At 53.7% G+C, this 25,102-nt stretch carries 22 protein-coding genes; 10 read left to right on the top strand and 12 right to left on the bottom strand.

What is annotated here, in order from left to right; all coding sequences use genetic code 11:
• Positions 1-9: 9 nt before the first annotated feature.
• From wcaD to RT120_RS06945, 7 genes are all read right to left on the bottom strand, one after another.
• On the bottom strand, positions 10-1,227 hold the full coding sequence (gene wcaD, locus RT120_RS06975) for a colanic acid polymerase WcaD (RefSeq protein ID WP_312981126.1): 1,218 nt from the start codon (positions 1,225-1,227) through the stop codon (positions 10-12).
• Positions 1,202-2,419, bottom strand: coding sequence for a colanic acid biosynthesis glycosyltransferase WcaC (gene wcaC, locus RT120_RS06970; RefSeq protein WP_312981123.1), 1,218 nt, complete (start codon positions 2,417-2,419; stop codon positions 1,202-1,204). Before wcaC ends, wcaD begins: the two co-directional genes overlap by 26 nt.
• Positions 2,416-2,904 carry a colanic acid biosynthesis acetyltransferase WcaB gene (gene wcaB, locus RT120_RS06965; protein WP_312981502.1) on the bottom strand — a complete coding sequence of 163 codons (489 nt, stop codon included), beginning with the start codon at positions 2,902-2,904 and terminating at the stop codon, positions 2,416-2,418. Before wcaB ends, wcaC begins: the two co-directional genes overlap by 4 nt.
• A gap of 2 nt (positions 2,905-2,906) precedes the next feature.
• The gene (gene wcaA / locus RT120_RS06960) at positions 2,907-3,752 is read right to left on the bottom strand and encodes a colanic acid biosynthesis glycosyltransferase WcaA (protein ID WP_312981121.1); all 846 of its coding nucleotides are present in this window, start codon (positions 3,750-3,752) and stop codon (positions 2,907-2,909) included.
• A 66-nt stretch (positions 3,753-3,818) separates the two neighbouring features.
• Positions 3,819-5,978 (bottom strand): tyrosine-protein kinase Wzc, encoded by a 2,160-nt coding sequence (gene wzc / locus RT120_RS06955; RefSeq protein WP_312981119.1) that lies wholly within the window; start codon positions 5,976-5,978, stop codon positions 3,819-3,821.
• Between the two features lie 2 nt (positions 5,979-5,980).
• Positions 5,981-6,424 (bottom strand): low molecular weight protein-tyrosine-phosphatase Wzb, encoded by a 444-nt coding sequence (gene wzb / locus RT120_RS06950; protein WP_312981117.1) that lies wholly within the window; start codon positions 6,422-6,424, stop codon positions 5,981-5,983.
• A gap of 5 nt (positions 6,425-6,429) precedes the next feature.
• Positions 6,430-7,569, bottom strand: coding sequence for a polysaccharide export protein (locus tag RT120_RS06945; RefSeq protein WP_312981115.1), 1,140 nt, complete (start codon positions 7,567-7,569; stop codon positions 6,430-6,432).
• Between the two features lie 823 nt (positions 7,570-8,392).
• Between RT120_RS06945 and RT120_RS06940 the strand changes: the two genes are divergently transcribed.
• Positions 8,393-9,955 carry a TerC family protein gene (locus tag RT120_RS06940; protein WP_312981112.1) on the top strand — a complete coding sequence of 521 codons (1,563 nt, stop codon included), beginning with the start codon at positions 8,393-8,395 and terminating at the stop codon, positions 9,953-9,955.
• 40 nt (positions 9,956-9,995) lie between these two features.
• Here RT120_RS06940 and RT120_RS06935 read toward each other — a convergent pair whose 3' ends face one another.
• Positions 9,996-11,591 (bottom strand): ABC-F family ATPase, encoded by a 1,596-nt coding sequence (locus RT120_RS06935; protein WP_312981109.1) that lies wholly within the window; start codon positions 11,589-11,591, stop codon positions 9,996-9,998.
• Between the two features lie 211 nt (positions 11,592-11,802).
• Between RT120_RS06935 and ldtB the strand changes: the two genes are divergently transcribed.
• Positions 11,803-12,723, top strand: coding sequence for a L,D-transpeptidase (gene ldtB, locus RT120_RS06930; protein ID WP_312981107.1), 921 nt, complete (start codon positions 11,803-11,805; stop codon positions 12,721-12,723).
• A gap of 53 nt (positions 12,724-12,776) precedes the next feature.
• Here ldtB and RT120_RS06925 read toward each other — a convergent pair whose 3' ends face one another.
• Both RT120_RS06925 and mntR read right to left on the bottom strand, forming a co-directional pair.
• The gene (locus RT120_RS06925) at positions 12,777-13,889 is read right to left on the bottom strand and encodes an SLC13 family permease (protein ID WP_312981105.1); all 1,113 of its coding nucleotides are present in this window, start codon (positions 13,887-13,889) and stop codon (positions 12,777-12,779) included.
• Positions 13,890-14,360 (bottom strand): manganese-binding transcriptional regulator MntR, encoded by a 471-nt coding sequence (gene mntR, locus RT120_RS06920; RefSeq protein ID WP_312981102.1) that lies wholly within the window; start codon positions 14,358-14,360, stop codon positions 13,890-13,892.
• Positions 14,361-14,543: 183 nt separating this feature from the next.
• Here mntR and mntS point away from each other — a divergent pair, with 183 nt between their 5' ends.
• Positions 14,544-14,666 (top strand): manganase accumulation protein MntS, encoded by a 123-nt coding sequence (mntS, locus tag RT120_RS06915; protein WP_409515032.1) that lies wholly within the window; start codon positions 14,544-14,546, stop codon positions 14,664-14,666.
• Between the two features lie 314 nt (positions 14,667-14,980).
• Positions 14,981-16,567, top strand: a complete 1,587-nt coding sequence (locus tag RT120_RS06910; RefSeq protein WP_312981099.1) for a phosphoethanolamine transferase — start codon at positions 14,981-14,983, stop codon at positions 16,565-16,567.
• Between the two features lie 62 nt (positions 16,568-16,629).
• Here RT120_RS06910 and ompX read toward each other — a convergent pair whose 3' ends face one another.
• A complete protein-coding gene (gene ompX / locus RT120_RS06905) occupies positions 16,630-17,139 on the bottom strand; it encodes an outer membrane protein OmpX (protein WP_125292432.1) in 510 nt (169 codons plus the stop codon).
• Between the two features lie 352 nt (positions 17,140-17,491).
• Between ompX and rhtA the strand changes: the two genes are divergently transcribed.
• From rhtA to ybiO, 6 genes are all read left to right on the top strand, one after another.
• On the top strand, positions 17,492-18,379 hold the full coding sequence (gene rhtA, locus RT120_RS06900; protein ID WP_312981097.1) for a threonine/homoserine exporter RhtA: 888 nt from the start codon (positions 17,492-17,494) through the stop codon (positions 18,377-18,379).
• A gap of 301 nt (positions 18,380-18,680) precedes the next feature.
• On the top strand, positions 18,681-19,184 hold the full coding sequence (dps, locus tag RT120_RS06895; RefSeq protein WP_125292434.1) for a DNA starvation/stationary phase protection protein Dps: 504 nt from the start codon (positions 18,681-18,683) through the stop codon (positions 19,182-19,184).
• Positions 19,185-19,548: 364 nt separating this feature from the next.
• Positions 19,549-20,295: a glutamine ABC transporter substrate-binding protein GlnH gene (gene glnH, locus RT120_RS06890; protein ID WP_312981094.1), complete on the top strand. Its 747-nt coding sequence runs from the start codon at positions 19,549-19,551 to the stop codon at positions 20,293-20,295.
• A 99-nt stretch (positions 20,296-20,394) separates the two neighbouring features.
• Positions 20,395-21,054: a glutamine ABC transporter permease GlnP gene (gene glnP / locus RT120_RS06885; RefSeq protein ID WP_312981091.1), complete on the top strand. Its 660-nt coding sequence runs from the start codon at positions 20,395-20,397 to the stop codon at positions 21,052-21,054.
• Complete coding sequence (glnQ, locus tag RT120_RS06880) at positions 21,051-21,773, top strand: glutamine ABC transporter ATP-binding protein GlnQ (protein ID WP_183170842.1); 723 nt, start codon at positions 21,051-21,053, stop codon at positions 21,771-21,773. Before glnP ends, glnQ begins: the two co-directional genes overlap by 4 nt.
• Positions 21,774-21,893: 120 nt before the next feature.
• On the top strand, positions 21,894-24,155 hold the full coding sequence (gene ybiO, locus RT120_RS06875) for a mechanosensitive channel protein (protein WP_312981089.1): 2,262 nt from the start codon (positions 21,894-21,896) through the stop codon (positions 24,153-24,155).
• On the opposite strand, the gene rlmF is transcribed toward ybiO, so the two are convergent.
• Entirely contained in the window at positions 24,156-25,088 is a 933-nt protein-coding gene (gene rlmF, locus RT120_RS06870) for a 23S rRNA (adenine(1618)-N(6))-methyltransferase RlmF (protein WP_312981086.1), read from the bottom strand.
• Positions 25,089-25,102: the final 14 nt, after the last annotated feature.

The following is a 25,102-nucleotide window of genomic DNA, read 5'->3' as shown; positions in this document are numbered from 1 at the left end:
TTTCTCCTGCTATTGGGACTGCCCGATGGCCTTGCGTAAAATAAAAGGGCAGACAATCAAAAAGGCATATTCAGGGCTAAATATCGAGCCGGTGAAAAACAGGGATATTGGGGTAAATAACCATAGCTGCACCCGGAAATTAGGATTATCGCCAAAGGCATGCGCTATCATTTTGCCCACTTTCCACAAATACCAACCCGTTAAAATAATCGCCAGCCACGAAAAATAAATAATTAACAGATACAGGCCATTGTCTATGGTTTTGCCGACGTCCGCACCGTTAAAGATTCCGAATGACGCAACATATTCGTAAAGCGAACCGAAACGGACTACCCCGTCAATATGGGTTAATGAATAACCGACCATCACCAGCGGGCCAATAATTCGATAATACGAAGATGAACCTTCTGTACCTAAATCGCCGATACGGGTCGCGATATAGGGAAAGGCAAAAATCAAACCGACCATAAACGCCGCTAACGAAATAATTGCCAGCGGCAACTTTTTACGCAGTGCGTTTTTGTTAAGGTATTTGAATGCCCACTCCAGCAAATAAAACAGGATAAAGGTCATTACGCCGGAAAACGAACCTGAAAGAATAATACCCAGCAAAATCATTGCATCGGCTTTCGGCGTTTTGATGCCAAACTGTTTAATACACAGCCAAATTGAGATTAAGGCCAGAGCGAAGAACGCCGGTTCGAAATAGAGCGCAGTGGTTCGTCGGCCGCCAAACTTAATAAAGTTCATCACATAGCTGTTGCTGTAGATGAGGTATTTTGAAATAGCTTCCATCAACGAACTGCCGCCACTCAACATTATCTGCGCCATTTCCACACAGGCGATGGCGACGATAATGCCCGTCACCAGATAAAACAGCCGCAGCACTTTGCGGTAGTTACGCGGCGACAGGGTCTTAAAGCGAATGCTCCAGGTCATGCCGATAATAATGACGATGTAAACAAACAGCATGGTCGACGTGACGTATTTCGAGGCGTCCAGCGACTGGCCAAACAGATAGTTGAATATTGTCAGCCCTGCCCCCAGCCCCAGCGCGATCATCAGCTTCTTAAGGTTGATGCGCTCGACGTAGAGCAACAGCAGTACCGGCAAAAACGTCACCACCGTAATGGGAAAGCTTTCGCCCAGTTGCAGCAGCTTGACGTTGACCAGCAGATAAATCAGCGGCAGCAAGAGATAGCTACAGACTCTGATAGAACGAGACATACTCCTCCAGCATCTGTTTGCCGCTGTAAGCCTTGCGACTGACGGCTTGAAACGCCTCGAGAGACACCCCGAAAATCGCCTGGGCGATGTGCGCGCGGTTTTGCTGCGCCAGCGCGATGGCTTCCTGCTCATCCACCGTGCGACCGCCGGTTTTTTCCAGCACTTCCCGCGCCGCATCGCTGTGAGTGGCGATGACCGGCACGCCGATGGACAAGGCTTCGCACAGGATCAGCGGGTAGTTATCTACCCGGGAGCTAAACAGCAATGCATCCATCTGGTTCAGCTCGCCCATCAATTGCTGTTTATCCGTGAGAAAACCGTGGTTCACCACATTTGGGCCGTCAAACGGTGAGAATTTCCCGAAGGTATGGACTTCTACCTGATCCCCCAACGCCACGATATCGCGCACCAGCTGCTGGCGGGTTTTCCCGTCATAGCGCAGGTCATGGGCCACCACGGCAATTTTCGGCGTGCCGCGGGACGACGGCGGTGGCGGCAACTCGGCGAGGATAGATTCGGTGGCGACATCGATACCGTTATTAATAATCTGGCAGCGGCCTGCGCCATACACCTGGTTGAACGCCTGGGCGACATGCTGGCTGGGTGAGATAAACAGGCAGCCGAGCGCCAGCATCTTGCGGAACAGAAAGCGCTTAGCACCGATTTGCTGATGCGCACGGTCGACTTTTACCGGTGGATAGTTGGTGAGCGTCGGGCATTTGCCGCAGCCGCTGGTCCAGCCATCGCACCCGTCAAGAAACGCGCAACGCCCGGTGACGCTCCAGTGATCGTGCAGCGTCCAGACCAGCCGGACATCCGGCTTATGGGCGGTGACCCGCTCGGCGAATTCCACCACCTGTTCCAGGTTAAGCCAGTAGCTGTGCAGCACGTGAAAATGCAGCACCACCGGTCCGCTGGTACGGGTCACCTTGCGGTATAACCCATCCAGGTTGCCGAACAGATCGCGGTTAAAAAACCGGAACAGCGCGATATTGGCGACCGACGTCAGGCGCGGGGTGTGCTTTTCGACCTGGGCGTACTGTTGATGGCTGACGCTTTTCTTGCCGCCTTTGCCGTAACCGTAGACAAACCGGGACGTCAGCCCCTGCTGCAAGGCGCGCTGATGCAGATCCAGCGCCACACCCGCCGCGCCGCCTTCAGCGAGGCGCACATTAAATTGCACAATATTCATTTGATTACCTTCACGCGGGCTTTTTCACCCGTCACCAGCGCGTTATCCGGCACGCTGTCCATCACCACGCTGCCCGCGCCGATAGTGGCGTAATGACCAATGGTGATATCGCCGATCAAAATAGCATTTGCGCCCAGTTCCACGCCGTTGCCAATCACCGGGCAGGCCAGGCTGTCGCCGCCGCGATTACCGATGGTCACGCCGTGGCGGATCACAAAGTCATCCCCCGCTACCACGTTTTTGTTAATCACCACCGCGTAACCGTGATGAATGGTGAAGCGCCGTCCAATGGTCGCCGCCGCCTGGATTTCATAGCCGAACAGGCATTCGGTCATCATCCGGTACAGCACCAGCACCGGCGCGGCCCAGAGATTATTGATGACGTTTTTCTTACGCCATACCGAGCAGAAATGCGCGATGCGATAGGCTAAGACCATGCAGCACGGGCGCAGGCTCCAGCTGTTGGCGCGGCAATCTTCCAGCAGCATTATTTCCCCCGCAGGCTGTAAGCCAGCCGTTTGGTATTGCGCAGCGACAGCAGCGTCAGGCAGGTGCGCCAGTTCATGGGCTTATTGCGGATCTGGTACAGGGTAAACAACTGATACTTTTTGCTGGCCCGGTCAAAAATCCCTTTGTGTTTGCGGTAAAACTGGAAGTAGCCGGAAAACTGCTTCGCCGATTTGGTGATCTGCATTTCACCGTGGTTGATATGGAGAATTTGCGTGGCAGCCTCGACTTTCCACGGCTCACCGTAGCGCAGCACCATACGTAAAAAGATGTCGTAATCCTGGGCCGCTGCCAGCGAGGTATCGAACAGCGACGCTTTAAAACGCCACGCCCAACTGAATACCTGGTTACCGATGATGTTGCGTTTGTAAAACAGCTTTCTCGACCACGGCGATTTGGGGTACAGCGGCAGGCTGGCCGGCTGAGTATAAATTTCCCCTTCGCAGACATAATCGTTGGCGTAGAGAAATGCATGGTCATTCAGGCGATGGGCGTCGCGCAAAAAAATCGACAGGCGCTCCGGCGTCCATTCATCGTCATCATCGATCCCGGTAATAAATTCGCCTCTGGCCTGCTGGATCGCCTGATTGCGCACCGCACAGGCACCGCTATTGATTTCATTGCGCACATAACTGACGCGCGGGTCGTTAAGCTGCTCGACAAACTCGCTCAACTGCTGCCAGGAAGCGGAACAGTCGTCCACGACAATCATTTCCCAATGGTCGTAATCCTGGCGCAGTACCGATTTGATGGCGCGGATCGCCAGCTGCTGGCGGTTCCATGTCGGCATATAGATTGAAATTAAAGGCCGTTGCGCGTGTGCCATGCTTCATTCCCCTGGCGTCAAAAGACGTTGATGACGAAATGCCCCCGGCGCGAACCGGGGCGCGGGTTATTTACTGTCCGACTGGTATTCGTACTCGTAATAGCCGTAGTCCTGATAGCCAGTCGCGCGGCGGAAGATGGAGTTAAGGATCACCCCTTTCACTGCGATACCGTTTTGTTCAAAGCGGCTCAGGCTGGTTTCCACTTCTTTCAGGGTGTTGACGGCGTAACGCGCCACCATCAGGGTGGTTCCGGCATGGCGTCCGGCAATCGCGGCATCGGTCACCGCCAGGATTGGCGGCGTATCGATGAGCACCAGATCGTAGTTTTTACTGGCCCACGCGATCAGTGCGCCAAAACGCTCGCTCATCAACAATTCGGACGGGTTGGGCGGCACCTGGCCGCGCGGTACCAGATCGAACCCGGCAATTGAAGTCGGTCTCGCGCAGGAAGCGATATCGCCCTGCCCGGCCAGCACATCCGACAGGCCGTTGACGTTGTTGGTGCCCAGCAGTTCGTGGGTATAGCCCTTACGCATATCACAGTCGATCAACAGTACCCGCTTGTCGGTCTGGCTGATCACCGCCGCCAGGTTGGCGCAGACGAAGGTTTTGCCAATTGACGGGCTGACGCCGGTTAACATCAGCACATTGTTATTGGCCTGCATCATGGCGAAATGAAGGCTGGTGCGCAGACTGCGGATCGCTTCGATAGCCAGATCCGTTGGATTGCCCACCGCCAGCAGTTGGCTCTGCTTAAAGCGCTTCACGCCCTTGATGGTTTTGACGCTATCGCGGGCTTTCTGCCATTCCGACAGCGGAATGCTGGCGTACACGCTGATGCCTGACTCTTCCAGCACCTGCGGGCTTTCAATACCGCGATTGAACAGCGAGCGCAGCAGCACCCCGACAATCGACAGCAACAGGCCCAGCAGAATGCTGCCGAGAATGATCAACCCTTTTTTCGGTGCCAGTACGCCAGGCTGGGCGATGGCCGCATCAACGATGCGCACGTCGCCAACGGTGCTGGCCTCGGTGATTTTCAGCTCCTGCTGTTTATTCAGCAACTGCATATACACCTGTTGGCCGGATTCGACATCGCGGGTCAAACGCACGATTTCCTGCTGGGTTTCCGGCATCGCGGTGACGCGGTTATTCAGCCGCCCTTTTTCGTCTTCCAGCGCGCGGCGTTTTTCCAGCAGCGTGCGGTAAGCCGGGTGCGCTTTGGTATAAAGCTTGGAGATTTCCGCCTCTTTAAAGGTCAACTCATTCAACTGCGCATCGATATTAACCATCGAATCCAGCACCGCTTTGGCTTCCAGCGGCAGATCGACGGAATCTTTTTTCTGGCGATAGGCGTTGAGTTTATTTTCCGCCTCGTCCAGCCGGGCGCGCACTTCCGGCAACTGCTTCGCCAGGAATGCCAGGCTTTTTGACGCCTCTTCGGATTTGCGCTCGATGTTTTGTTCCAGATAGTTGCGGGTGATGCTGTTTAAAATCGCGCGGATTTGATCCCGGTCTTCGCCGGTAAAGGTCAGGCTCAATACCCCGGTATCTTTACCATTTTCGGTGACCGTCAGGTTGTTCTTCAACTGGTTGATCATGCCGAGCGTGGAGTATTTGGTGACCGTAAACGCACTCCCGGTCTGCGCCTTAATCGCTTTAACCAGAAGGGTTACGCCCTGCTTATTTAGCAGCTCGCCAACTTTCCCCTGGGCGCTATATCCGTCATCGCTGGTGAGCTGGTACTGCTGCGGCCCCAGGACTTCTAGCGTAAATGTCGTTTTCGCCATTCCGGCGGGGAGCGTAAAAGTATCGACCGCTACCGTATCGTTCTGGCGGCCCATCAGGCGATCCCAGCCCGCGCCAAACAGCGGGAAGCTGTTTTTCTGGACGGCGATATCGAGGTTGAGATCGTCAACGGTTTTGCCCAGCACCAGCCGCGACTGAATCAATTGGATCTCGGCATCCGATGCAGGCGGTTTATCCGAAAGCGCGCTGTTGATGTCCTGCACGATGGAATTGCCGGTGTTTTGTTCAATTTGCACTAGCGCGTCAGCGCTGTAGATTGGCGTGGCGAACATCGCGTACACCGCCGCGAGCAGTGCGAACACGGCGGTGATGCCCAATACCCACCAGCGGGCTTCGATCACGGTGCCAATCAAACGCCCGATATCAATTTCATCATTGCCCTCGGTCGCGGCGGAGGCATTCATTTTTGCTGTCATGGTTATCCCTGCTGAGTTTTCAGTGCCTGCGCCCAACGCTGGGCGGAATCATCCAGCATCGTGTAAACCGCCTCGAATGCCTCAGCGCTTTTACGATACGGATCGGGGATATCGCGTTCTTCATCCCAGTGACCAAACAGCATCACTTTGCCGCGCATCTCCGGCGCCATATCGCACAGCCGCGTGATATGGCGCTTTTCCATGGCGAGGATCAGATCGTAATCGCGGCACATCGCGCCGGTTACCTGCCGGGCGCGGTGGCCATCAAGTGAAAGCGCATGGGCAGAGGCGACGCTCGCGGCGCGTTCGTCCGCCTCTCGGCCCACCAGTGCGCCAAGCCCGGCGGACGCGACCGTTAACGCCGGCAGATAGTGTTTCAGTAGCCGCTCTGCCGTGGGGGAACGGCAAATATTCCCCACGCACACCACAAGAATTTTGTTGAACATAACGGTTACCAGTTGTGGATATCGCTGGCCGTGTCCGTCATATAACGGACGCCACTGATGGTCGGCAGCAATTGGTTGATCAGGCGGTTCCAGCGCGCGACCGGCGCGGTAGTGACATACACCACGTCATACGGCTGGAGGCGGAATTCCGTCGACATCACCAGCGAGGTGGCATCGGACATATCGAGCTGGTAGATATTGGCGATCTTGCCGTTGGCGCTGCCCTTGCCTTTCAGCGGACGGATCACAAAGATACCGCTGGCGTTGGAGGTGGTCATATCGATGCCTTCCGCCTGGCCGAGCGCTTCGGTCAGCGTCATGCCGCTGAAGTCCATTTTGAGCGTGGACTGTTTCTTCACTTCACCCATCACGAACACTTTCAGATCGTCATTACGCGGCACGAACAAAATATCGCCCGGATACAGCAAATGGTTCTGGCTGAGATCGCCGTTCTGCATCAGCGCCTGTAAAGAGAGTCGCTGCTCTTTGCCGTTATGGGTCAACACGACGTTGCGCCAGTCGGCATTTTCCGTCAGGCCGCCTGCGGCATTGATGGCGTCCAGCACCGTCAGTGGTACGTTGGTAATTGGCTGCTGGCCCGATTTGTTCACCTGGCCTGAGATGTACGCTTTCTGCGAACGGAACGCGGCAATATTAACGTCCACCTGCGGATCAGCGATGTACTGCGCTAAACGGCCGGTAATATCACTACGGATTTCAGACAGAGATTTACCCGCAACGTGCACTTTACCGATATAGGGATAGAACATCGTGCCATCAGGCTGAACCCAGTTGCCGGCGTCGCTGGAGCTGCGGTACTGGCCGGCAGGCGTGGTGAGTTCGGGGTGGTCCCAGACGGTGACGTTTAGCACATCCCCCGGCCCGACGCGGTACTGGTACTGGGCGATTTCCTGGTCAAGGGACATATTCGGCTGCGCGACGTTTGGGCGCGCACGCAATTGCTCAACCAGCCTCGGCGTCAGCGGGTAGACGTTGACCATTTTATCCAGGTCAAAGTCGGCATCCTGCTGGCGGATCACATCTTTACCCATTGTCGACATATTACTGCCGGGTAACACCGTGCACCCACTCATTAAGGCGACCGACACCAATAATGGCATCAATTTCAATCTCGATTTGGTCATTGATTATTTTCACTTTGGCAGAGTAATAATTCCGATCGCATAAATAAAACGTCGTCAAACAAGCCCATTAAACCTTGCGCGTTTTTCAATATGAAAATATAGGGAATCATTCCTAAAAGATTTTGGTGATTAGGTTATTCAACAATACGACCAACGCCTGAAAACGAACCATGAACCATGCTACCGCCCCTGGCTTTCAGCTACCAACTCACTGTAAAACTTGGGGTAATATAATGACGCCGCTATTACAGATTTATCTCAAATCAGCGAAGTTTTTATTTTATTGTTAAGATGCCAGGGATAATAAGAATATTACCCTGCTTGACAACTATGGCAGGCAACGATTTTGGCAGCATTCATTTTGGCAGGCAAGAAAATAGCCGCTTGCCCTATTATTTTAAGATTAATTGGAGCGGTAATAAAAGTAATCAACGGTTAATTTAGGATTTTCTTCAGGCCGGATTAATTTAAAATTTCTTTTTTTTGCAGAGTTCTCATTAAGAATTTCCTTAGGGTTACTCTCACATGTAAATTATTTTCAAGGAAAATTCTGATTAAGATATTTAACCATATTAATTTGCCAGGTAACTTAAATACTTATAGTTTTTCAGACTCAATGACCAATAATTGATCGCCAAGGTTAAAATGCGTTCAGCTAAATACCACCCTTCGCATTGCAATTTTCGGCGTCATTACCCATGATCTGTTTATCTTTCATTTTCCCGTCTCCCTCAGCATGAAGTGGGTGACGCTGACTTCTTCGGCCAGACGTCCCTTTCATACGCGGGTTCGACAGGGTTTCACTACAGGTAATAGTTTTTCTATGGAATGGATTGCCGATCCATCAATATGGGCGGGGTTAACCACCCTGGTGGTGCTTGAACTGGTACTGGGTATCGATAACCTGGTGTTTATCGCCATCCTTGCGGAGAAGCTGCCGCCGGGGCTGCGCGACAGAGCGCGCATCACTGGCCTGATCCTCGCGATGGTAATGCGCCTGGGCCTGCTGGCATCAATCTCATGGCTGGTAACGTTAACCCGCCCGCTGGTGGTGTTGTACGGCCACGGCTTCAGCGCCCGCGACTTGATTATGCTGTTTGGCGGTCTGTTCTTGCTGTTTAAGGCCACCGTAGAGCTTAACGAGCGGCTGGAAGGCAAAGACCACGAAAACCCCACTCAGCGGCGCGGGGCGAAGTTCTGGGCAGTGGTGGCGCAGATCGTCATTCTTGACGCCATTTTCTCGCTCGATTCAGTCATTACTGCCGTCGGCATGGTCGACCATTTAGGCGTGATGATGGCCGCCGTGGTGATCGCCATTTCGCTGATGCTGTTAGCCAGCAAAGCGCTGACGCGCTTCGTCAATAACCATCCGACGATTGTGATCCTGTGCCTGAGCTTCCTGTTAATGATTGGCTTTAGCCTGATTGCCGACGGTTTCGGTTTCGCGATTCCGAAAGGTTATCTGTACGCGGCGATTGGTTTCTCCATCATGATCGAGTGCCTGAACCAGCTAGCGATGTTTAACCGTCGCCGGTTCCTGTCGGCCAACATGTCGCTGCGCCAGCGCACCGCCGAAGCCGTTATGCATCTGATCAGCGGTAAACACGAGAAAGCCGAACTGGACGCGCAAACCGCCTCGCTGGTGGCCGACGCTGCGAATGTGCCAGTGTTTAACCGTCAGGAGCGGCTGATGATTGGCCGGGTGCTAAACCTTAACCAGCGCAGCGTCAGCAGCATCATGACTTCACGCCATGATATTGAGCATATCGACATCAACGCCCCGGAAGAGCAAATCCGCTTGCTGCTGGACCGCAATCAGCACACCCGCGTGGTGGTGACGGAAGACGATGAGATTTTGGGCGTGGTGCATATCCTCGACCTGCTTCAGCAGTCCCTGTCGGGGAAACCGCTCGATTTGGGCGCGCTGGTGAAACAGCCGCTGGTGTTCCCGGAAACCCTGCAACTGCTGCACGCGCTGGAGCAGTTCCGCAACGCCCGCACCCATTTCGCCTTTGTAGTGGATGAGTTTGGTTCTATTGAAGGGCTGGTGACGCTCAGCGATGTGATGGAAACTATCGCCGGGAACCTGCCTAACGAGGTGGAAGAGATCGACGCTCGCCACGATATCCAGCGTAACCAGGACGGCACCTGGACCGCTAACGGGCATATGCCACTGGAAGATCTGGTGCAGTTTGTGCCGCTGCCGCTGGATGACAAGCGGGAATACCACACCATCGCCGGGCTACTGATGGAGTACCTGCAACGGGTGCCCGCCGAAGGTGAAGAAGTTGAAGTGGGAGATTACGTGATTAAGACGCTGGAAGTGGATAACCATCGCGTTCAGAAGGTGATGATTTACGCCCGGCAGCCTGTCGAGGCGTCATAACGGGGATGTGCTGGCCTGCGCGGGCAGGCCAGCAATCAGATTAACTCTCAATACCTTTGCTACGCAGATACTCTTCATAGCCGCCAGAGAAGTCGATCACTTTCTGCGGTGTAATCTCAATCACGCGGGTTGCCAGCGAGCTAACAAACTCACGGTCGTGAGAAACGAAAATCAACGTGCCCTGGTACATTTCCAGCGCGGCGTTCAGGGATTCGATGGATTCCATATCCAGGTGGTTGGTCGGTTCGTCCATCACCAGAATATTCGGTTTTTCCATCATCAGCTTGCCGAACAGCATACGGCCCTTCTCACCACCGGACAGCACCTTAGCCGGTTTTTTGATATCGTCCTGGCTGAACAGCAGACGGCCAAGGATGCTGCGCACCGCCTGCTCATCATCACCTTCCTGCTTCCACTGGCTCATCCAGTCGAATACCGTCAGATCGTTGTCGAATTCTGCGGCGTGGTCCTGAGCGTAATAGCCAATACGCGCGTTTTCCGACCATTTGAGGGTGCCGTGATCCGGCTCCAGTTCGCCCACCAGAGTTTTCAGCAGGGTCGATTTACCCACGCCGTTGGTCCCCAGAACTGCCAGTTTTTCCCCGACTTCCATCAGCAGGTTAACTTGCTTAAACAGCGGGCCCTGGTCGAAACCTTTGGTCAACGCTTCTACTTCCAGCGCGTTACGGAACAGCTTCTTGTCTTGTTCGAAGCGAATGAACGGGTTCTGACGGCTGGAGGCTTTCACTTCTTCCAGCTTGATTTTGTCAATCTGACGGGCGCGCGAGGTCGCCTGGCGAGATTTAGAGGCGTTGGCGCTAAAGCGGCTCACGAACGATTGCAGATCGGCAATCTGGGCTTTCTTCTTGGCGTTGTCCGCCAGCAGGCGCTCGCGAGCCTGAGTCGCCGCCGTCATGTACTCATCATAGTTGCCCGGATACACGCGCAGTTCGCCATAATCCAGATCCGCCATGTGGGTGCACACCATATTCAGGAAGTGCCGGTCGTGCGAAATGATGATCATGGTGCTGTTACGCTCGTTCAGCACCTGCTCCAGCCAGCGAATGGTATCGATGTCCAGGTTGTTGGTGGGTTCATCGAGCAGCAGAATGTCCGGGTCGGCAAACAGCGCCTGAGCCAGCAACACACGCAGTTTCCAGCCAGGGGCAACTTCGCTCATCGGGCCGTAATGCTGTTCAACCGGGATACCGACACCCAGCAGCAGTTCACCGGCGCGGGCTTCGGCGGAGTAACCGTCCATCTCGCCATAAAGAACTTCCAGGTCGGCCACTTTATAGCCGTCTTCCTCGCTCATTTCTGGCAGAGAATAGATGCGGTCACGTTCCTGCTTCACTTCCCACAGCTCGCCGTGCCCCATGATCACCGTATCCAACACGGTAAACTCTTCAAAGGCGAACTGATCCTGGCGCAGCTTACCGATACGCTCGTTAGGATCGAGAGAAACGTTGCCCAGTGACGGTTCCAGATCCCCGCCGAGGATTTTCATAAACGTGGATTTTCCGCTACCGTTGGCGCCAATCAGGCCGTAACGGTTGCCGCCGCCAAATTTGACGGAAATATTTTCAAACAGCGGCTTACTGCCAAACTGCATAGTGACGTTGCTGGTAACTAACACGACGATATCCTGCAAGAAATTGTGATAAACGCCGCATTATGCCATAAGTCCGAATTTAAATCGCCCCGCAACCGCCAGGCTATGCTTAGCAGGGTAAGTAAAAAAACGTGATATCATCCACATCTGATTTCCCAGCGCGCAATAATCCACCTATAATGCGCCCCGAAATCGTTAATCTACCGCCGAGAAAGGCTCGACTACACTGCACAAGATGAACATGAAATTACGCACGCTTTTAGTAGCAGCTTTCGCTGTGATCGGTTTTTGCAAAACCGCCAATGCTGTGACCTACCCTTTGCCGACTGACGGCAGCCGTGTTGTCGGGCAAAACCAGGTCATCACGATCCCAGAAGGCAACACCGAGCCGCTGGAATATTTCGCCGCGCAGTACCAGATGGGTTTTTCCAATATGACGGAAGCCAACCCTGGCGTGGACCCTTACCTGCCTAAAGGCGGTACGATTTTAAATATCCCACAGCAACTGATCCTGCCGGATACCCCGCATGAAGGGATTGTCATCAACAGTGCCGAAATGCGTCTGTATTACTACCCGAAAGGCTCCAATACCGTGATCGTTCTGCCGATCGGTATCGGCCAGTTGGGTAAAGACACCCCGATCAACTGGATCACCAAAGTGGAACGTAAGAAAGCGGGCCCGACCTGGACGCCAACCGCCAAGATGCATGCCGAATACGCTGCTGCGGGCGAGCCGCTTCCGGCAGTAGTTCCGGCTGGCCCGGATAACCCGATGGGCCTGTATGCCCTGTATATTGGCCGTCTGTATGCCATCCACGGCACCAATGCCGATTTCGGTATCGGCCTGCGCGTGAGCCACGGCTGTGTGCGTCTGCGTAACGACGACATCAAATTCCTGTTTGAGAACGTGCCGGTCGGGACTCGCGTTCAGTTTATCAACGAGCCGGTGAAAGCCACCGTTGAGCCGGACGGCAGCCGTTATATCGAGGTTCACAACCCGCTCTCCACCAGCGAAGCGCAGATTGAGAATAACGAAGTGGTGCCAATCACGTTGACCCAGGCGGTTCAGACGGTGACCACCCAGCCGGATTCCGACCAGAGCATCGTTGAACAAGCGCTGCAAAACCGTTCCGGTATGCCGGTACGTTTGAACTAATCGGTCTGGAACCAAAAAGAGCGGCTTATCAGCCGCTCTTTTTATGCCCTGCGTTAGCACATCAGATTTAGTAACCCCCATCCTACCAGCATCCCCCACGCCAGCAGCGGCAATGACCAAATATGGAAGCGCCACCAGATACGGCGATCCCCCGCCATCCGCAGTGCGATCAGGTTCGCCAGCGAGCCCGGCAGCAGGCCAAACCCGCCGATATTGACCGCATAGGCCAGCAGCATCGACGGAGGAACATAGTTCAGCAGCAGAATGGTGGAGGGCACATTGCTGATAAACTGCGACAGCCCGACGCCGAGCAAAAATAGCCCACCGGAAGAGAATTGCGTCACCGCAGGCAGGTTATCGCGCAGCGCCGGTAGCTGGATTAATAGATGCACATCGATAAACATCACGATAAACACCAGTAGCAGGCTCCAGTCGATGTTCACCAGCACGTTGCGCGCCATGATCAAAAAGCCCACCGCCACCAGCAATAGCCCCCAGCGCTCGACGTGAAACTCCAGCGAAGCCAGAAACACCAGGTACAGTACCAGGCAACTCCACACCAGGCGCGGCTTCCAGGCGTGCTGCTGCTCACGCGCCTGGTAATGCAGCGCCTTTGCCGGGAAAAAGAACCCGCACAGCACCAGCAGGCTAAGCACCAGTACCGCGCCGAGCGGCAGCATCTGCCAGATAAACCCCGCAAAGGACATGCCTGAGCGCCCCCACAGCAAAATATTTTGCGGGTTGCCGATAGGGGTTAACAGTGAACCGGCGTTGACGGCCAGCGCTTCGAAAATGATCAGCCGGGTGACCGGTATGCCACACAGCTTTTTCAGGGTGATGGTTAGCGGCACCACGATAAATAGCGCCACATCATTGGTTAAAAAGGTAGAAAGCAGCGCCGCGCCGAAGACCATAAACATGGCTAACTGGCGCTCGCTGGCAAAGCCTTTCACCATGCGTCGTCCCAGCACATCAAAATAACCGCTGAGCTCGACGCCCTTGGTCAGCATCATTAATCCGCTCAGGGTAATAAGGGTGTGCCAGTCAATCACCTCAGGCCAACGCGATGGGGTAAAGGGAACAAAAAAGCTAACAATCAGGCCAATCAGTAATAGAAGGTGTAAGAAACGGTCGCGTAAAAAAGGACGGAAAAATTGCCGCAGCATTTAGTGTCCCTGACCGTGTTGTTCATTGAAACGCTGGAATACCCCGAGGGTCTCTTCACTGACGTGATGTTCCATGCCTTCGGCATCACGCCGGGCGGTATCCGGGCTAACGCCGATATTCAGCAAAAATTGCTCGACGATGTGGTGCCGTTCGCGGCTCGCCTGGGCGAGTTTTTCCCCTTCCGGTGTTAAAAACACCCCACGCCAGGGGATCTGCTCAATCAATCCGACCGTTGCCAGCCGCTTGAGCATTTTCGCCACCGTTGGCTGCGATACGCCTAATCGCGCCGCCATATCCACCTGGCGGGCCTCCCCCACTTCCCGGATAAGATCCGAGATTAATTCGACATAATCATCAATAAGTTCACGGCGGTGGGCTTCGCGAACCTGGCGAAACCCTTCAACATGCTCTTCGACATTGACCATTTGCGTCACTTTTTTACTGCTTTGCTTACCTGCGCGACGACTCATTGTGCTTCCTCGTTACTGTGGCGCGATACGGTTTTCTCGATCGTAACGCTCATTGTAAACCACAGCCTCGCCAGCACAAAAAATTAACGAATTAGCCATAGCTATAGAATATAGCCTATGCTATATCTGTATGTATTCGCATCAGTGATGGATTTACCGATGTCGGAATCGAGGAGGTAGCCCATGAACGAATTTAAGAGGTGCATATCCGTGTTTAGCCACTCCCCTTTCCAGGTTCGCTTGCTGCTGATTGATTTACTCTGTGATTATTTCAAGCGCCCTGCACCAAAATCTCCTGCCAAATAACGGCGTCAGGCTGTTATCTGGCAGCATCCCTTATGAGGGAACTGTCATCATTTTGTAAAAATTTTTGTCTAATTTATTGCCCCCTTTGTTGCCGTATCGGCTTTACTCCCTGTCGTTTAGTTATTTTGTAATCTGTCTCGCAAAACAAACCGTTAGCGCCAGTTGATCTTCTTATGACAAGGCTCTATCTTCTTGCAGCCCTGCAATCAAAGCGGCTCGCAGATGCGGTCACGCCCTCTTCTATCCAGCTCTCAGGCAGGCTCTCATACCCTTAACGCCAGGGTTCACGCATGGCGTTTTGTTGAAGTTGCGATATGAATGTAACGCTGAAAAATTCCTTAACCGCCCGTGGATTCATGCCCGATCCGTGGATGGCTTTCTATTTCCTGCAATCCCTGCTGATTAATTACGCGCTGGGGTATCCGTTCAGCCTGCTGTATGCGGTGGCGTTTACCTGCATCTTATTACTGCTGTGGCGGGCAATGCCGGTTGGGCAAAAAGTCCTGATTGGCACCTGTTCGCTGGTGGCAGCAATGTATTATCCCTTCGGCCAGGCCTATGGCGCGCCGAATTTCAACACCCTGCTGGCGATGCACTCGACCAATATGGAAGAGTCCACCGAGATCCTGACCATCTTCCCGTGGTACAGCTACCTGGTGTCAGTATTTATTTTCGCGCTTGGGGTCATTGCGCTGCGCCGCAAACCGCTTGCCAAACCCACATCCTGGCGGCATTTCGACAGTTTGTGCCTGGCTATTAGCGTAGCGGCGGTGTTTGTTACACCCTTGCAGAACCTCGCCTGGGGCGGCGTGTTCAAACTGAAAGACACCGGGTATCCGGTGTTTCGCTTCGTTAAAGACGTGGTCGTTAATAATCAGGAAGTCATTGATGAACAACAACGCATGGCGCAGTTGTCGCAAATTAAAGACTCCTGGAATGTGCTGGCGGTTAAGCCGAAGTACCACACCTACGTGGTGGTGATTGGCGAAAGCGTACGGCGCGACGCGGTAGGCGCTTTCGGCGGCCACTGGAATAACAGCCCGTTCGCCAGTTCAGTCAACGGCACTCTATTCACTGATTACATTGCTGCCAGCGGCTCTACCCAAAAATCGCTGGGATTGACGTTAAACCGCGTGGTAGATGGCAAACCACAGTTCCAGGATAACGTTGTTACCCTAGCCAACCGCGCCGGCTTTCAGACCTGGTGGTTTTCCAACCAGGGGCAAATCGGTGAATACGATACCGCCATCGCCAGCATCGCTAAACGCGCCGACGAAGTGCATTTCCTGAAAAACGGTGACTTCGAAGCGGATAAAAATACCCGTGATGAAGCGCTACTGAAGATGACAGCCCAGGTGCTGGAAACCGAGCGCACCCAGCCGCAGCTGATTGTTCTGCATCTGATGGGCTCGCACCCGCAGGCCTGCGATCGGACCCAGGGGAAATACGCGGATTTCGTACAGTCGAAAGAAACGTCCTGCTATCTCTACACCGTGACGCAAACCGATGAGTTATTGAAGCAACTCTACGGCCAACTTCAGAACAGCGGCAAAAGTTTCTCAATGGTCTATTTCTCCGACCACGGTCTGGCGTTTAAAGAGCGCGGCAAAGAGGTGCAGTATCTGGCCCACGACGACCAGTTCCAACAGAATTTCCAGGTCCCGTTTATGGTGCTGTCCAGCGATGACAAAGCGCATCGGCGGATTAAAGCGCGCCGCAGCGCCAATGATTTCCTGGCGTTTTTCTCGCAGTGGACGGGAATAAAAACCAAAGAAATTTCCAGCCGTTACACGTTCATATCAGAACAGAAGGCCGGGCCGGTATTCATCACTAATTTCAAACTCAATAAAGTCGACTACGATCACTTAGGTACGGATGTGTTTGAGACGCGCACCCGCTGAGCGTCTTTAGCAGGCAAAAAAAATCCGCCCAGAAGGCGGATTTTTTATTATCACCGAAGTGATTAGAAGCGGTAACCCACGCCTGCGATCCAGGTGCCAACATCAACGTTACGGATGCGGCTCTGCTCGTAGGACACGTCCAGTGCAACGTTTTCCATCGGGTTGAACTGCATACCTGCACCGTAAGAGAAACCGTAGTCGCTGGTGTTGTTGTCAGCGGTGGTGTAGTTACGATCCTGGTATTTACCGTAGCCAACACCGACAACGCCGTAGATGCTCGCCCAGTCGTTCAGACGGTAAGCCGGGCCTGCGGTGATGCCATAGTACTGACCTTTACGGTAAGCATCGCTGTCTGAACGGTCTTTCTCGGTATAGGTGAAAGAACCGATGTAACCCAGCGGGGTGTCATTTTCGTAACGATATTTCAGGTTGAAACCGTTAGCTTTGTTCATTACGCCCTGATAATCACTCTGAGCATAACCACCGGTCACGGTGCTGGTTGCGGCGCTAGCTGTACCAACGGAAACGGCCAGAACACAAGCCAGTGCTGAAAGACATGCAATTTTTTTCATAACCACCTCAAATGTGCTTCAAGTAAAACTAAAGTATTAAATATACCAAAATTATATGGGAAACTCTTTGCGATTCGGATTGTCTAAGCACTCCGTCATGTAACAGAACATTTCCACTCCCCGGTATCTCACTAATAAAACAATTAGTTAACGTAACCGCCTCATTATGGGCCCCAAAGAATCTACCAGACATCCAGATAATTCTTAAAACATTCTGTAGCTTTTCCTATCGATATCCCTACATTCTAAGGCTGAGCTCTTGGTTTTTTTTCAACAAACCCTCAACCATTACGCATTATTTACATTACACTGCCAGCTTTACTGAGAGCTGACACAAACTGACAGGTGCAGGATGCCAACGTTGTCCCGTAAGACCCCTATCTGGGTTCCGGTTGTAACCCTACTCATCGCCATGATTTCGATTCAGAGCGGCGCCTCTCTGGCTAAAACGCTTTTCCCGCTGGTGGGTGCGCCGGGCGTTACGGCGCTGCGCCTGGCGCTGGGAACCCTTATTCTTATCATCATTTTTAAGCCATGGCGGTTGCGCTTTACGCCTGAACAACGCATCCCATTATTAATGTATGGCCTGGCGTTAGGCGGGATGAATTACCTGTTCTATTTGTCTATTCGCACCGTTCCGCTGGGGATTGCCGTCGCGCTGGAGTTCACGGGTCCGCTGGCGCTGGCGCTGTTTTCCTCGCGCCGCGCGGTGGATTTTATCTGGGTGATCCTGGCGGTGCTGGGAATGTGGTTTCTGCTGCCACTCGGCCAGGACGTTGCGCACGTCGATCCGCTGGGTGCAGCCTGTGCTTTAGGTGCCGGTGCCTGCTGGGCGTTATATATCGTTACCGGCCAGCGCGCCGGAGCAGACCACGGCCCGGCCACCGTCGCGCTGGGCTCGTTAATCGCCGCCATTGTCTTTGTGCCGATTGGTGCCTGGCAGGCAGGCGAAGCGTTGTGGCACTGGTCATTGCTACCGCTGGGGATCGGGGTCGCAATTCTGTCGACCGCCCTTCCTTACTCGCTTGAAATGGTGGCCCTGACGCGTCTCCCTACCCGCACCTTCGGCACTTTAATGAGCATGGAGCCCGCGCTAGCCGCATTTTCCGGGATGATTTTCCTTGGCGAGACCCTGACCGGGACACAGCTACTGGCGCTGTGTTCAATCGTTATTGCCTCTATTGGTTCCACGCTTACCATCAAGCGTGAACCGCAGATAAAAAGTGTCGATATAAATTAATTGCTCCTCTTCCGCACCGTTAAATTAGGGTGCGGAATAATCTTAGTTTTTTTGAGGCAATATTGTGTTTACGGCTCTGATTGCGACTGAGAATAATTATCCGGCAGCTATATATTTATTTACGTCTTATATCCAAACTTTATAAAACCAACTAACTAGCTGATTTTAAAGAAATCGCAACCTTCAATGCGTCTCTCGCTATTTGACTGATAGGTATATTCAAAACAGCAGACTCCAAACCCGGTGCTATACTTATTTCCGGTAATTCAATTGGGACATAACATCAAGAGGATATGAGATTATGAGTACCGCTAAATTGGTTAAAACGAAAACTTCTAATCTGCTATATACCCGCAACGATGTGGCAGATAGCGATAAGAAAGCGACTATTGAGTTGCTAAACCGCCAGTTAGTCCAGTTTATTGACCTGTCGTTAATCACCAAACAGGCCCACTGGAACATGCGCGGCGCAAACTTTATCGGCGTTCATGAAATGCTTGATGGCTTCCGCACAGCGCTGACCGATCACCTCGACACCATCGCAGAACGTGCCGTACAGCTGGGTGGCGTTGCCCTGGGGACTACCCAGGTTATCAATAGCAAAACTGCACTGAAAAGTTATCCGCTGGACATTCACAGCGTGCAGGACCACCTGAAAGAGCTGGCCGATCGCTACGCGGTAGTGGCTAACGACGTGCGTAAAGCTATTGAAGAAGCCAAAGACGAAGACACCGCTGACATTTTTACCGCAGCATCACGTGACCTGGATAAATTCCTGTGGTTTATTGAATCCAACATCGAATAAGCCAGACGTTTTTCTTATTCCACCCCCTCTCTTACGAGGGGGCTTTTGCACCGTTTTAGCGCACCCCTCTCCCGGCATTCCCGGCCAAACGTTATTTTTTTGTAATAATCACCTCACACAATCGTTAATGAAAGATTGTTTTCTGGGCAAATTGACCGCTTAATAGAAGTTCTCAACGTTACGGCCTGCGACTGCACCTTTATGGAGCACCAAAATGGTGCAATGCGGGCGCATTGCCACGTTTATTGTGCAAGGCGACTTTTTGAACTCCTTTCAAAACAGCAGGTTGTAATGTTGGCACGAATTTTTCATACTAAGGCTGTCTCGCTGGGGATCGTCCCGTGGATTTAAAAAAGGAAAAGCTATGAAGTCGATTTTGAAAGTGTCACTTGCTGCACTTACCCTGGCTTTCGCCGTCTCTTCTCAGGCTGCTGATAAAAAATTGGTCGTGGCGACCGATACCGCATTCGTTCCCTTTGAATTCAAGCAAGGCGATAAGTATGTGGGCTTTGACGTGGACCTTTGGGCAGCCGTTGCGAAAGAACTGAAGCTGGACTATGAACTGAAACCGATGGATTTCAGCGGCATTATCCCGGCTCTGCAAACCAAAAACGTCGACCTGGCGCTGGCGGGCATCACGATCACTGACGAGCGTAAAAAAGCGATCGATTTCTCTGACGGCTACTACAAAAGCGGTCTGCTGGTGATGGTGAAAGCCAACAACAACGACGTGAAAAGCGTGAAAGATCTGGACGGTAAAGTGGTGGCGGTGAAGGGCGGCACCGGTTCTGTTGATTACGCGAAAGCGAACATCAAAACCAAAGACCTGCGCCAGTTCCCGAACATCGACAACGCGTACATGGAACTCGGCACTAACCGGGCTGACGCGGTACTGCACGATACCCCGAACATTCTTTACTTCATCAAAACCGCAGGCAACGGCCAGTTCAAAGCGGTAGGTGACTCACTGGAAGCACAACAGTACGGTATCGCGTTCCCGAAAGGCAGCGACGAACTGCGTGAGAAAGTGAACGGCGCGCTGAAAACCCTGCGCGACAACGGCACCTATAACGAAATTTATAAAAAATGGTTCGGCACTGAACCAAAATAATAAAACGTAGACTTAATAACAGCGTCGATTCGTTGGCGCGACTCTGAGGGGCGACCATTCGCCCCTCTCATTTTGAACCACGGTACACAGGATATCATCATGCAGTTTGACTGGAGCGCCATCTGGCCCGCCATTCCCCTCCTGATTGAAGGCGCCAAAATGACCTTGTGGATTTCGATCCTCGGTCTGATTGGCGGCCTGATTATCGGCCTGGTTGCAGGCTTCGCCCGCACTTACGGTGGCTGGATCGCCAACCACATCGCCCTGGTGTTTATTGAAGTGATTCGCGGCACGCCCATTGTGGTGCAGGTGATGTTTATCTACTTCGCCCTGCCCATGGCGTTTAGCGATCTGCGCATCGACCCGTTCAGCGCGGCGGTGGTGACCATCATGATTAACTCCGGCGCATATATTGCGGAAATCACCCGTGGCGCGGTGCTGTCTATCCATAAAGGATTTAAGGAAGCAGGCCTGGCGCTCGGGCTGTCGCGTCGTGAAACCATTCGCCACGTGATTTTACCGCTGGCGCTACGCCGTATGCTGCCGCCGCTGGGCAACCAGTGGATTATCAGCATCAAAGATACCTCGCTGTTTATTGTTATCGGCGTTGCCGAACTAACCCGCCAGGGCCAGGAAATCATCGCCGGTAACTTCCGCGCGCTGGAAATCTGGAGCGCCGTTGCGGTGTTCTATCTGATCATCACCCTGGTGTTGAGTTTCGTACTGCGTCGTCTTGAAAGAAGGATGAAAATCCTGTGATTGAATTTAAAAACGTTTCCAAGCACTTTGGCGCAACCCAGGTGCTGCACAATATCGATTTACACATTACCCAAGGTGAAGTGGTGGTGATTATCGGGCCGTCCGGCTCCGGTAAATCGACCCTGCTGCGCTGCATCAACAAACTGGAAGAGATCACCAGCGGCGATTTGATTGTCGACGGGCTGAAAGTTAACGACCCGAAAGTCGATGAACGCCTGATCCGCCAGGAAGCGGGCATGGTGTTCCAGCAGTTTTATCTGTTCCCGCATCTGACCGCCCTTGAGAACGTGATGTTCGGCCCGCTGCGAGTGCGCGGCGCGTCGAAAGCGGAAGCAGAGAAACTGGCCCAGTCGCTGCTGGCGAAAGTGGGGCTTGCGGAGCGTGCGCACCACTACCCTTCCGAGCTGTCTGGCGGCCAGCAGCAGCGCGTGGCGATTGCCCGTGCGCTGGCGGTAAAACCGAAAATGATGCTGTTTGATGAGCCGACCTCGGCACTCGACCCGGAACTGCGCCACGAAGTATTAAAAGTGATGCAGGATCTGGCAGAAGAAGGCATGACGATGGTGATCGTGACCCACGAAATCGGCTTTGCTGAAAAAGTGGCCTCACGTCTGATCTTTATCGATAAAGGCCGGATCGCTGAAGACGGCAATCCGCAGACGCTGATCGAGAACCCGCCCAGCCAACGTCTGCAGGAATTTTTGCAGCACGTCTCCTGATACTAACCCCCTCAAGCGAGGGGTTTTTTATTACCCCGGATTAATCCCCATTTCAAGCCAGGCCCGTCCCGGACACTATACTTAGGTTTTTTGTGTCACTTTCTCAATCCGGAGGAGCCTGTGTCGCGAATTTTTTTGCTGATGCTGATGCTGGTGTGCGCCCCCTTACAGGCCGTTTCGCTACCCGCCGCAGCGGTGGGCGCGACAGCAACCACCGAAACCAAAACCGATACGCCTGCTCCTGAACCCGATTTGGCTGAAAAGAAAGCCGCCTACGGCGCGCTGGCCGATGTGCTGGATAACGAGCAGTCACGCGCTGAGCTTATCGATCAGCTGCGCCAGGTAGCCGCCACGCCGCCACCGGACCCCGTTCCCACGCTCACACCGCCGCCGATTGAGGAAGAAGAGAAAACAGTTCTGGAAAACGTCACCGATATCACTCGCCATTATGGCGGTGAACTGGCGTCGCGTTTCGCCCAGTTGCATCGCAATATCACCGGCTCGCCGCACAAAGCCTTTAACCAGCAAACCTTTATCAATGCGTTTACTCACTTTATCGGCCTGGCGATGGCGGTGTTCGCGTTTTACTGGCTGGTACGGATGACCGTCAGCCCGCTGTACCGCAAAATGGGCGACTGGGGACGGCGCAGAAATCGTGACCGCAGCAGTTGGTTCCATTTACCGTTGATGATTATCGGCGCGTTTATTATCGACCTGGCGCTGCTGTCGCTAACCCTGTTCGTCGGGCAAATCCTTAGCGATGTGATGAACGCCGGGAACCGCACTATCGCGCGTCAGCAAGGTTTATTCCTCAACGCTTTTGCGTTAATCGAATTCTTTAAGGCCATCCTGAGACTGATTTTCTGCCCGCGCTTTCCCCAACTGCGCCCGTTTAATATCAATGATGAAAGCGCCCGCTACTGGAATTTGCGCCTGAGCGCACTGAGCAGCCTGATCGGCTACGGTCTGCTGGTGGCGGTGCCGATTATCTCGAACCAGATCAATGTGCAGGCGGGCGCGCTGGCTAACGTGGCGATCATGCTGACCATCACGGTTTGGGCGCTGATGTTGATCTTTAAAAATAAACGCCTTATTCAGGATGATTTGATTCATCTGGCGGATCGTTCGCTGGCGTTTTTTAGTCTGTTTATCCGCGCCTTTGCGCTGGTCTGGCACTGGATCGCCAGCGCCTACTTTATTGTGCTGATGTTTTTTTCGCTGTTCGATCCGGGCAACAGCCTGAAGTTTATGATGGGTGCCACGCTGAAAAGCCTGGCGATTATCAGCGTGGCGGCATTTATCTCCGGTATGCTGTCGCGTTGGATCGCTAAACGCATCACTCTGTCGCCAGAGGTGCAGCGCAACTACCCGGAACTGCAAAAACGCATTAACGGCTGGCTGTCAGCGTCATTAAAACTGGCGCGTATTCTGACGGTCGTCGTGGCGATGCTGTTGCTGCTCAACGCCTGGGGATTGTTTGATATGTGGCGATGGCTCACCCAGGGCCCCGGCGAGAAAACCGTCGATATCCTGATCCGCATCCTGCTGATCCTGTTCTTCTCCGCCGTGGGCTGGACCATTCTGGCAAGCCTTATCGAAAACCGGCTGTCGTCGGATATTCATGGCCGCCCGATGCCCAGCGCCCGTACCCGCACCTTGTTGACCCTGTTTCGTAACGCCCTGGCGGTGGTGATCAGCACTATCACCATAATGATTGTGCTGTCGGAAATCGGCGTGAATATCGCGCCGCTGCTGGCGGGCGCGGGCGCGCTGGGGCTGGCGGTGTCGTTCGGTTCGCAAACGCTGGTGAAGGATATTATTACCGGGATCTTTATCCAGTTTGAAAATGGGATGAATACCGGCGATTTGGTCACAATCGGGCCGATTACCGGCACCGTGGAGCGGATGTCGATTCGCTCCGTCGGGGTGCGCCAGGATACCGGGGCCTACCATATTATCCCGTGGTCATCGATTACCACCTTCGCTAACTTTGTGCGCGGGATTGGCTCGTTTGTCGCCAACTATGATGTCGATCGTGGCGAGGACGCTGAAAAGGCCAACCGGGCTCTGCGCGATGCGGTGGAAGAGGTGCTGGAAAACGATGATATTCGCCCGCTGGTGATTGGTCAGCCGTCATTTGCCGGGATCGTCGGCTTGACCAATACCGCGTTTACTCTCCGCGTGACCTTCACCACCCAGCCGCTGAAGCAGTGGACGGTGCGGTTTGCGCTCGACAGCATGGTGAAAAAACACTTTGATAAAGCCGGGATACGCCCGCCAGTGCAGACGGTACAAGTGATGCAGCCAGGGCCCGATGCGACGGCGATTAACAGTGATGCGGCGGCAGGCAGCGCCTTGCCGCCTGCTAACCCTACGGTTTAATTAGCGGGAAACGGACGACGCCCGGCGGGAACGTTGGGCGTCATTCTGGAAAGTCCAGGCGATAAAACGGCTCTGTTTTTGCCCCTGCGCCATTTCTACCTTCACCACTTTTTCCACGCCCACCTGTTGCAGTACGCGATACAGCCCCGGCAGATTGTCCCCTTTCGACACCAGGGTGGTAAACCACATCACCTGGCGGGCAAAAGTTTTGCTTTCCTGGATAAGCGTTGTGATAAATGCCACTTCTCCGCCTTCGCACCACAACTCCTGCTGCTGACCGCCGAAATTCAGTTGCGGGTTGTCATTAAGCCCCAGATTGCGGCGTTTACGCTCGCTGCTGGCCGCCGCGGTCGCCTGGGAATCATGGAACGGCGGGTTACACATCGTGGCATCGTAAAACTCATTTTTATGGATGATGCCGTTAAGGATCGTCCCCGGCGTTTTCTGGCGGCGCAGGCGAATGGCTTTATTCAACCCAGGATTGGCGAGAATAATCGCATTCGCGCTTTTTAACGCCTCGTCATTTACTTCGCTGCCGGTGAATCGCCAGCCGTATTCATGATGACCAATCAGCGGATAAATGCAGTTTGCGCCAACCCCGATGTCGAGCACTGTGGCATCACGCGGCACCACGCCGTTGTTGCTTTGCGCCAGCAAATCCGCCAGATGATGCACATAATCCGCACGCCCCGGCACGGGCGGGCAGAGAAAGCCGTCAGGGATGTCCCAGTTTTTGACCTGATAATGATGGGCCAGCAGCGCCCGGTTAAGCGCTTTGACCGCCAGCGGATCGGCAAAATCAATCGTCGGCTCCCCGGCGGGCGAGCGGCGCACAAACGCCGTCAGCGCAGGGCTTGCCTGTTGCAGAGCGGTAAAGTCATAACGGTTTTGGTGGCGGTTGCGCGGGTGCAGGCCGGGTTTGGTCGTCATCATGTTTCTCCCTGGTG

Source organism: Atlantibacter sp. (assembly GCF_032062175.1).
Classification (GTDB): domain Bacteria; phylum Pseudomonadota; class Gammaproteobacteria; order Enterobacterales; family Enterobacteriaceae; genus Atlantibacter.
The sequence above is the reverse complement of the archived record's forward strand: the minus strand, read 5'-3'. Positions and strand labels throughout refer to the sequence as shown.

Coding starts and splice junctions, on each gene's coding strand:
- mntS (WP_409515032.1), top strand. CDS start 14,544: ATGAACGAATTTAAGAGGTGCATATCCGTGTTTAGCCACTCCCCTTTC.
- ompX (WP_125292432.1), bottom strand. CDS start 17,139: ATGAAAAAAATTGCATGTCTTTCAGCACTGGCTTGTGTTCTGGCCGTT.
- glnP (WP_312981091.1), top strand. CDS start 20,395: ATGCAGTTTGACTGGAGCGCCATCTGGCCCGCCATTCCCCTCCTGATT.
- RT120_RS06925 (WP_312981105.1), bottom strand. CDS start 13,889: ATGCTGCGGCAATTTTTCCGTCCTTTTTTACGCGACCGTTTCTTACAC.
- dps (WP_125292434.1), top strand. CDS start 18,681: ATGAGTACCGCTAAATTGGTTAAAACGAAAACTTCTAATCTGCTATAT.
- wzc (WP_312981119.1), bottom strand. CDS start 5,978: ATGACAGCAAAAATGAATGCCTCCGCCGCGACCGAGGGCAATGATGAA.
- wcaC (WP_312981123.1), bottom strand. CDS start 2,419: ATGAATATTGTGCAATTTAATGTGCGCCTCGCTGAAGGCGGCGCGGCG.
- ldtB (WP_312981107.1), top strand. CDS start 11,803: ATGAACATGAAATTACGCACGCTTTTAGTAGCAGCTTTCGCTGTGATC.
- wcaA (WP_312981121.1), bottom strand. CDS start 3,752: ATGGCACACGCGCAACGGCCTTTAATTTCAATCTATATGCCGACATGG.
- mntR (WP_312981102.1), bottom strand. CDS start 14,360: ATGAGTCGTCGCGCAGGTAAGCAAAGCAGTAAAAAAGTGACGCAAATG.
- RT120_RS06910 (WP_312981099.1), top strand. CDS start 14,981: ATGAATGTAACGCTGAAAAATTCCTTAACCGCCCGTGGATTCATGCCC.
- RT120_RS06940 (WP_312981112.1), top strand. CDS start 8,393: ATGGAATGGATTGCCGATCCATCAATATGGGCGGGGTTAACCACCCTG.
- wcaD (WP_312981126.1), bottom strand. CDS start 1,227: ATGTCTCGTTCTATCAGAGTCTGTAGCTATCTCTTGCTGCCGCTGATT.
- glnH (WP_312981094.1), top strand. CDS start 19,549: ATGAAGTCGATTTTGAAAGTGTCACTTGCTGCACTTACCCTGGCTTTC.
- rhtA (WP_312981097.1), top strand. CDS start 17,492: ATGCCAACGTTGTCCCGTAAGACCCCTATCTGGGTTCCGGTTGTAACC.
- wzb (WP_312981117.1), bottom strand. CDS start 6,424: ATGTTCAACAAAATTCTTGTGGTGTGCGTGGGGAATATTTGCCGTTCC.
- RT120_RS06945 (WP_312981115.1), bottom strand. CDS start 7,569: ATGACCAAATCGAGATTGAAATTGATGCCATTATTGGTGTCGGTCGCC.
- rlmF (WP_312981086.1), bottom strand. CDS start 25,088: ATGATGACGACCAAACCCGGCCTGCACCCGCGCAACCGCCACCAAAAC.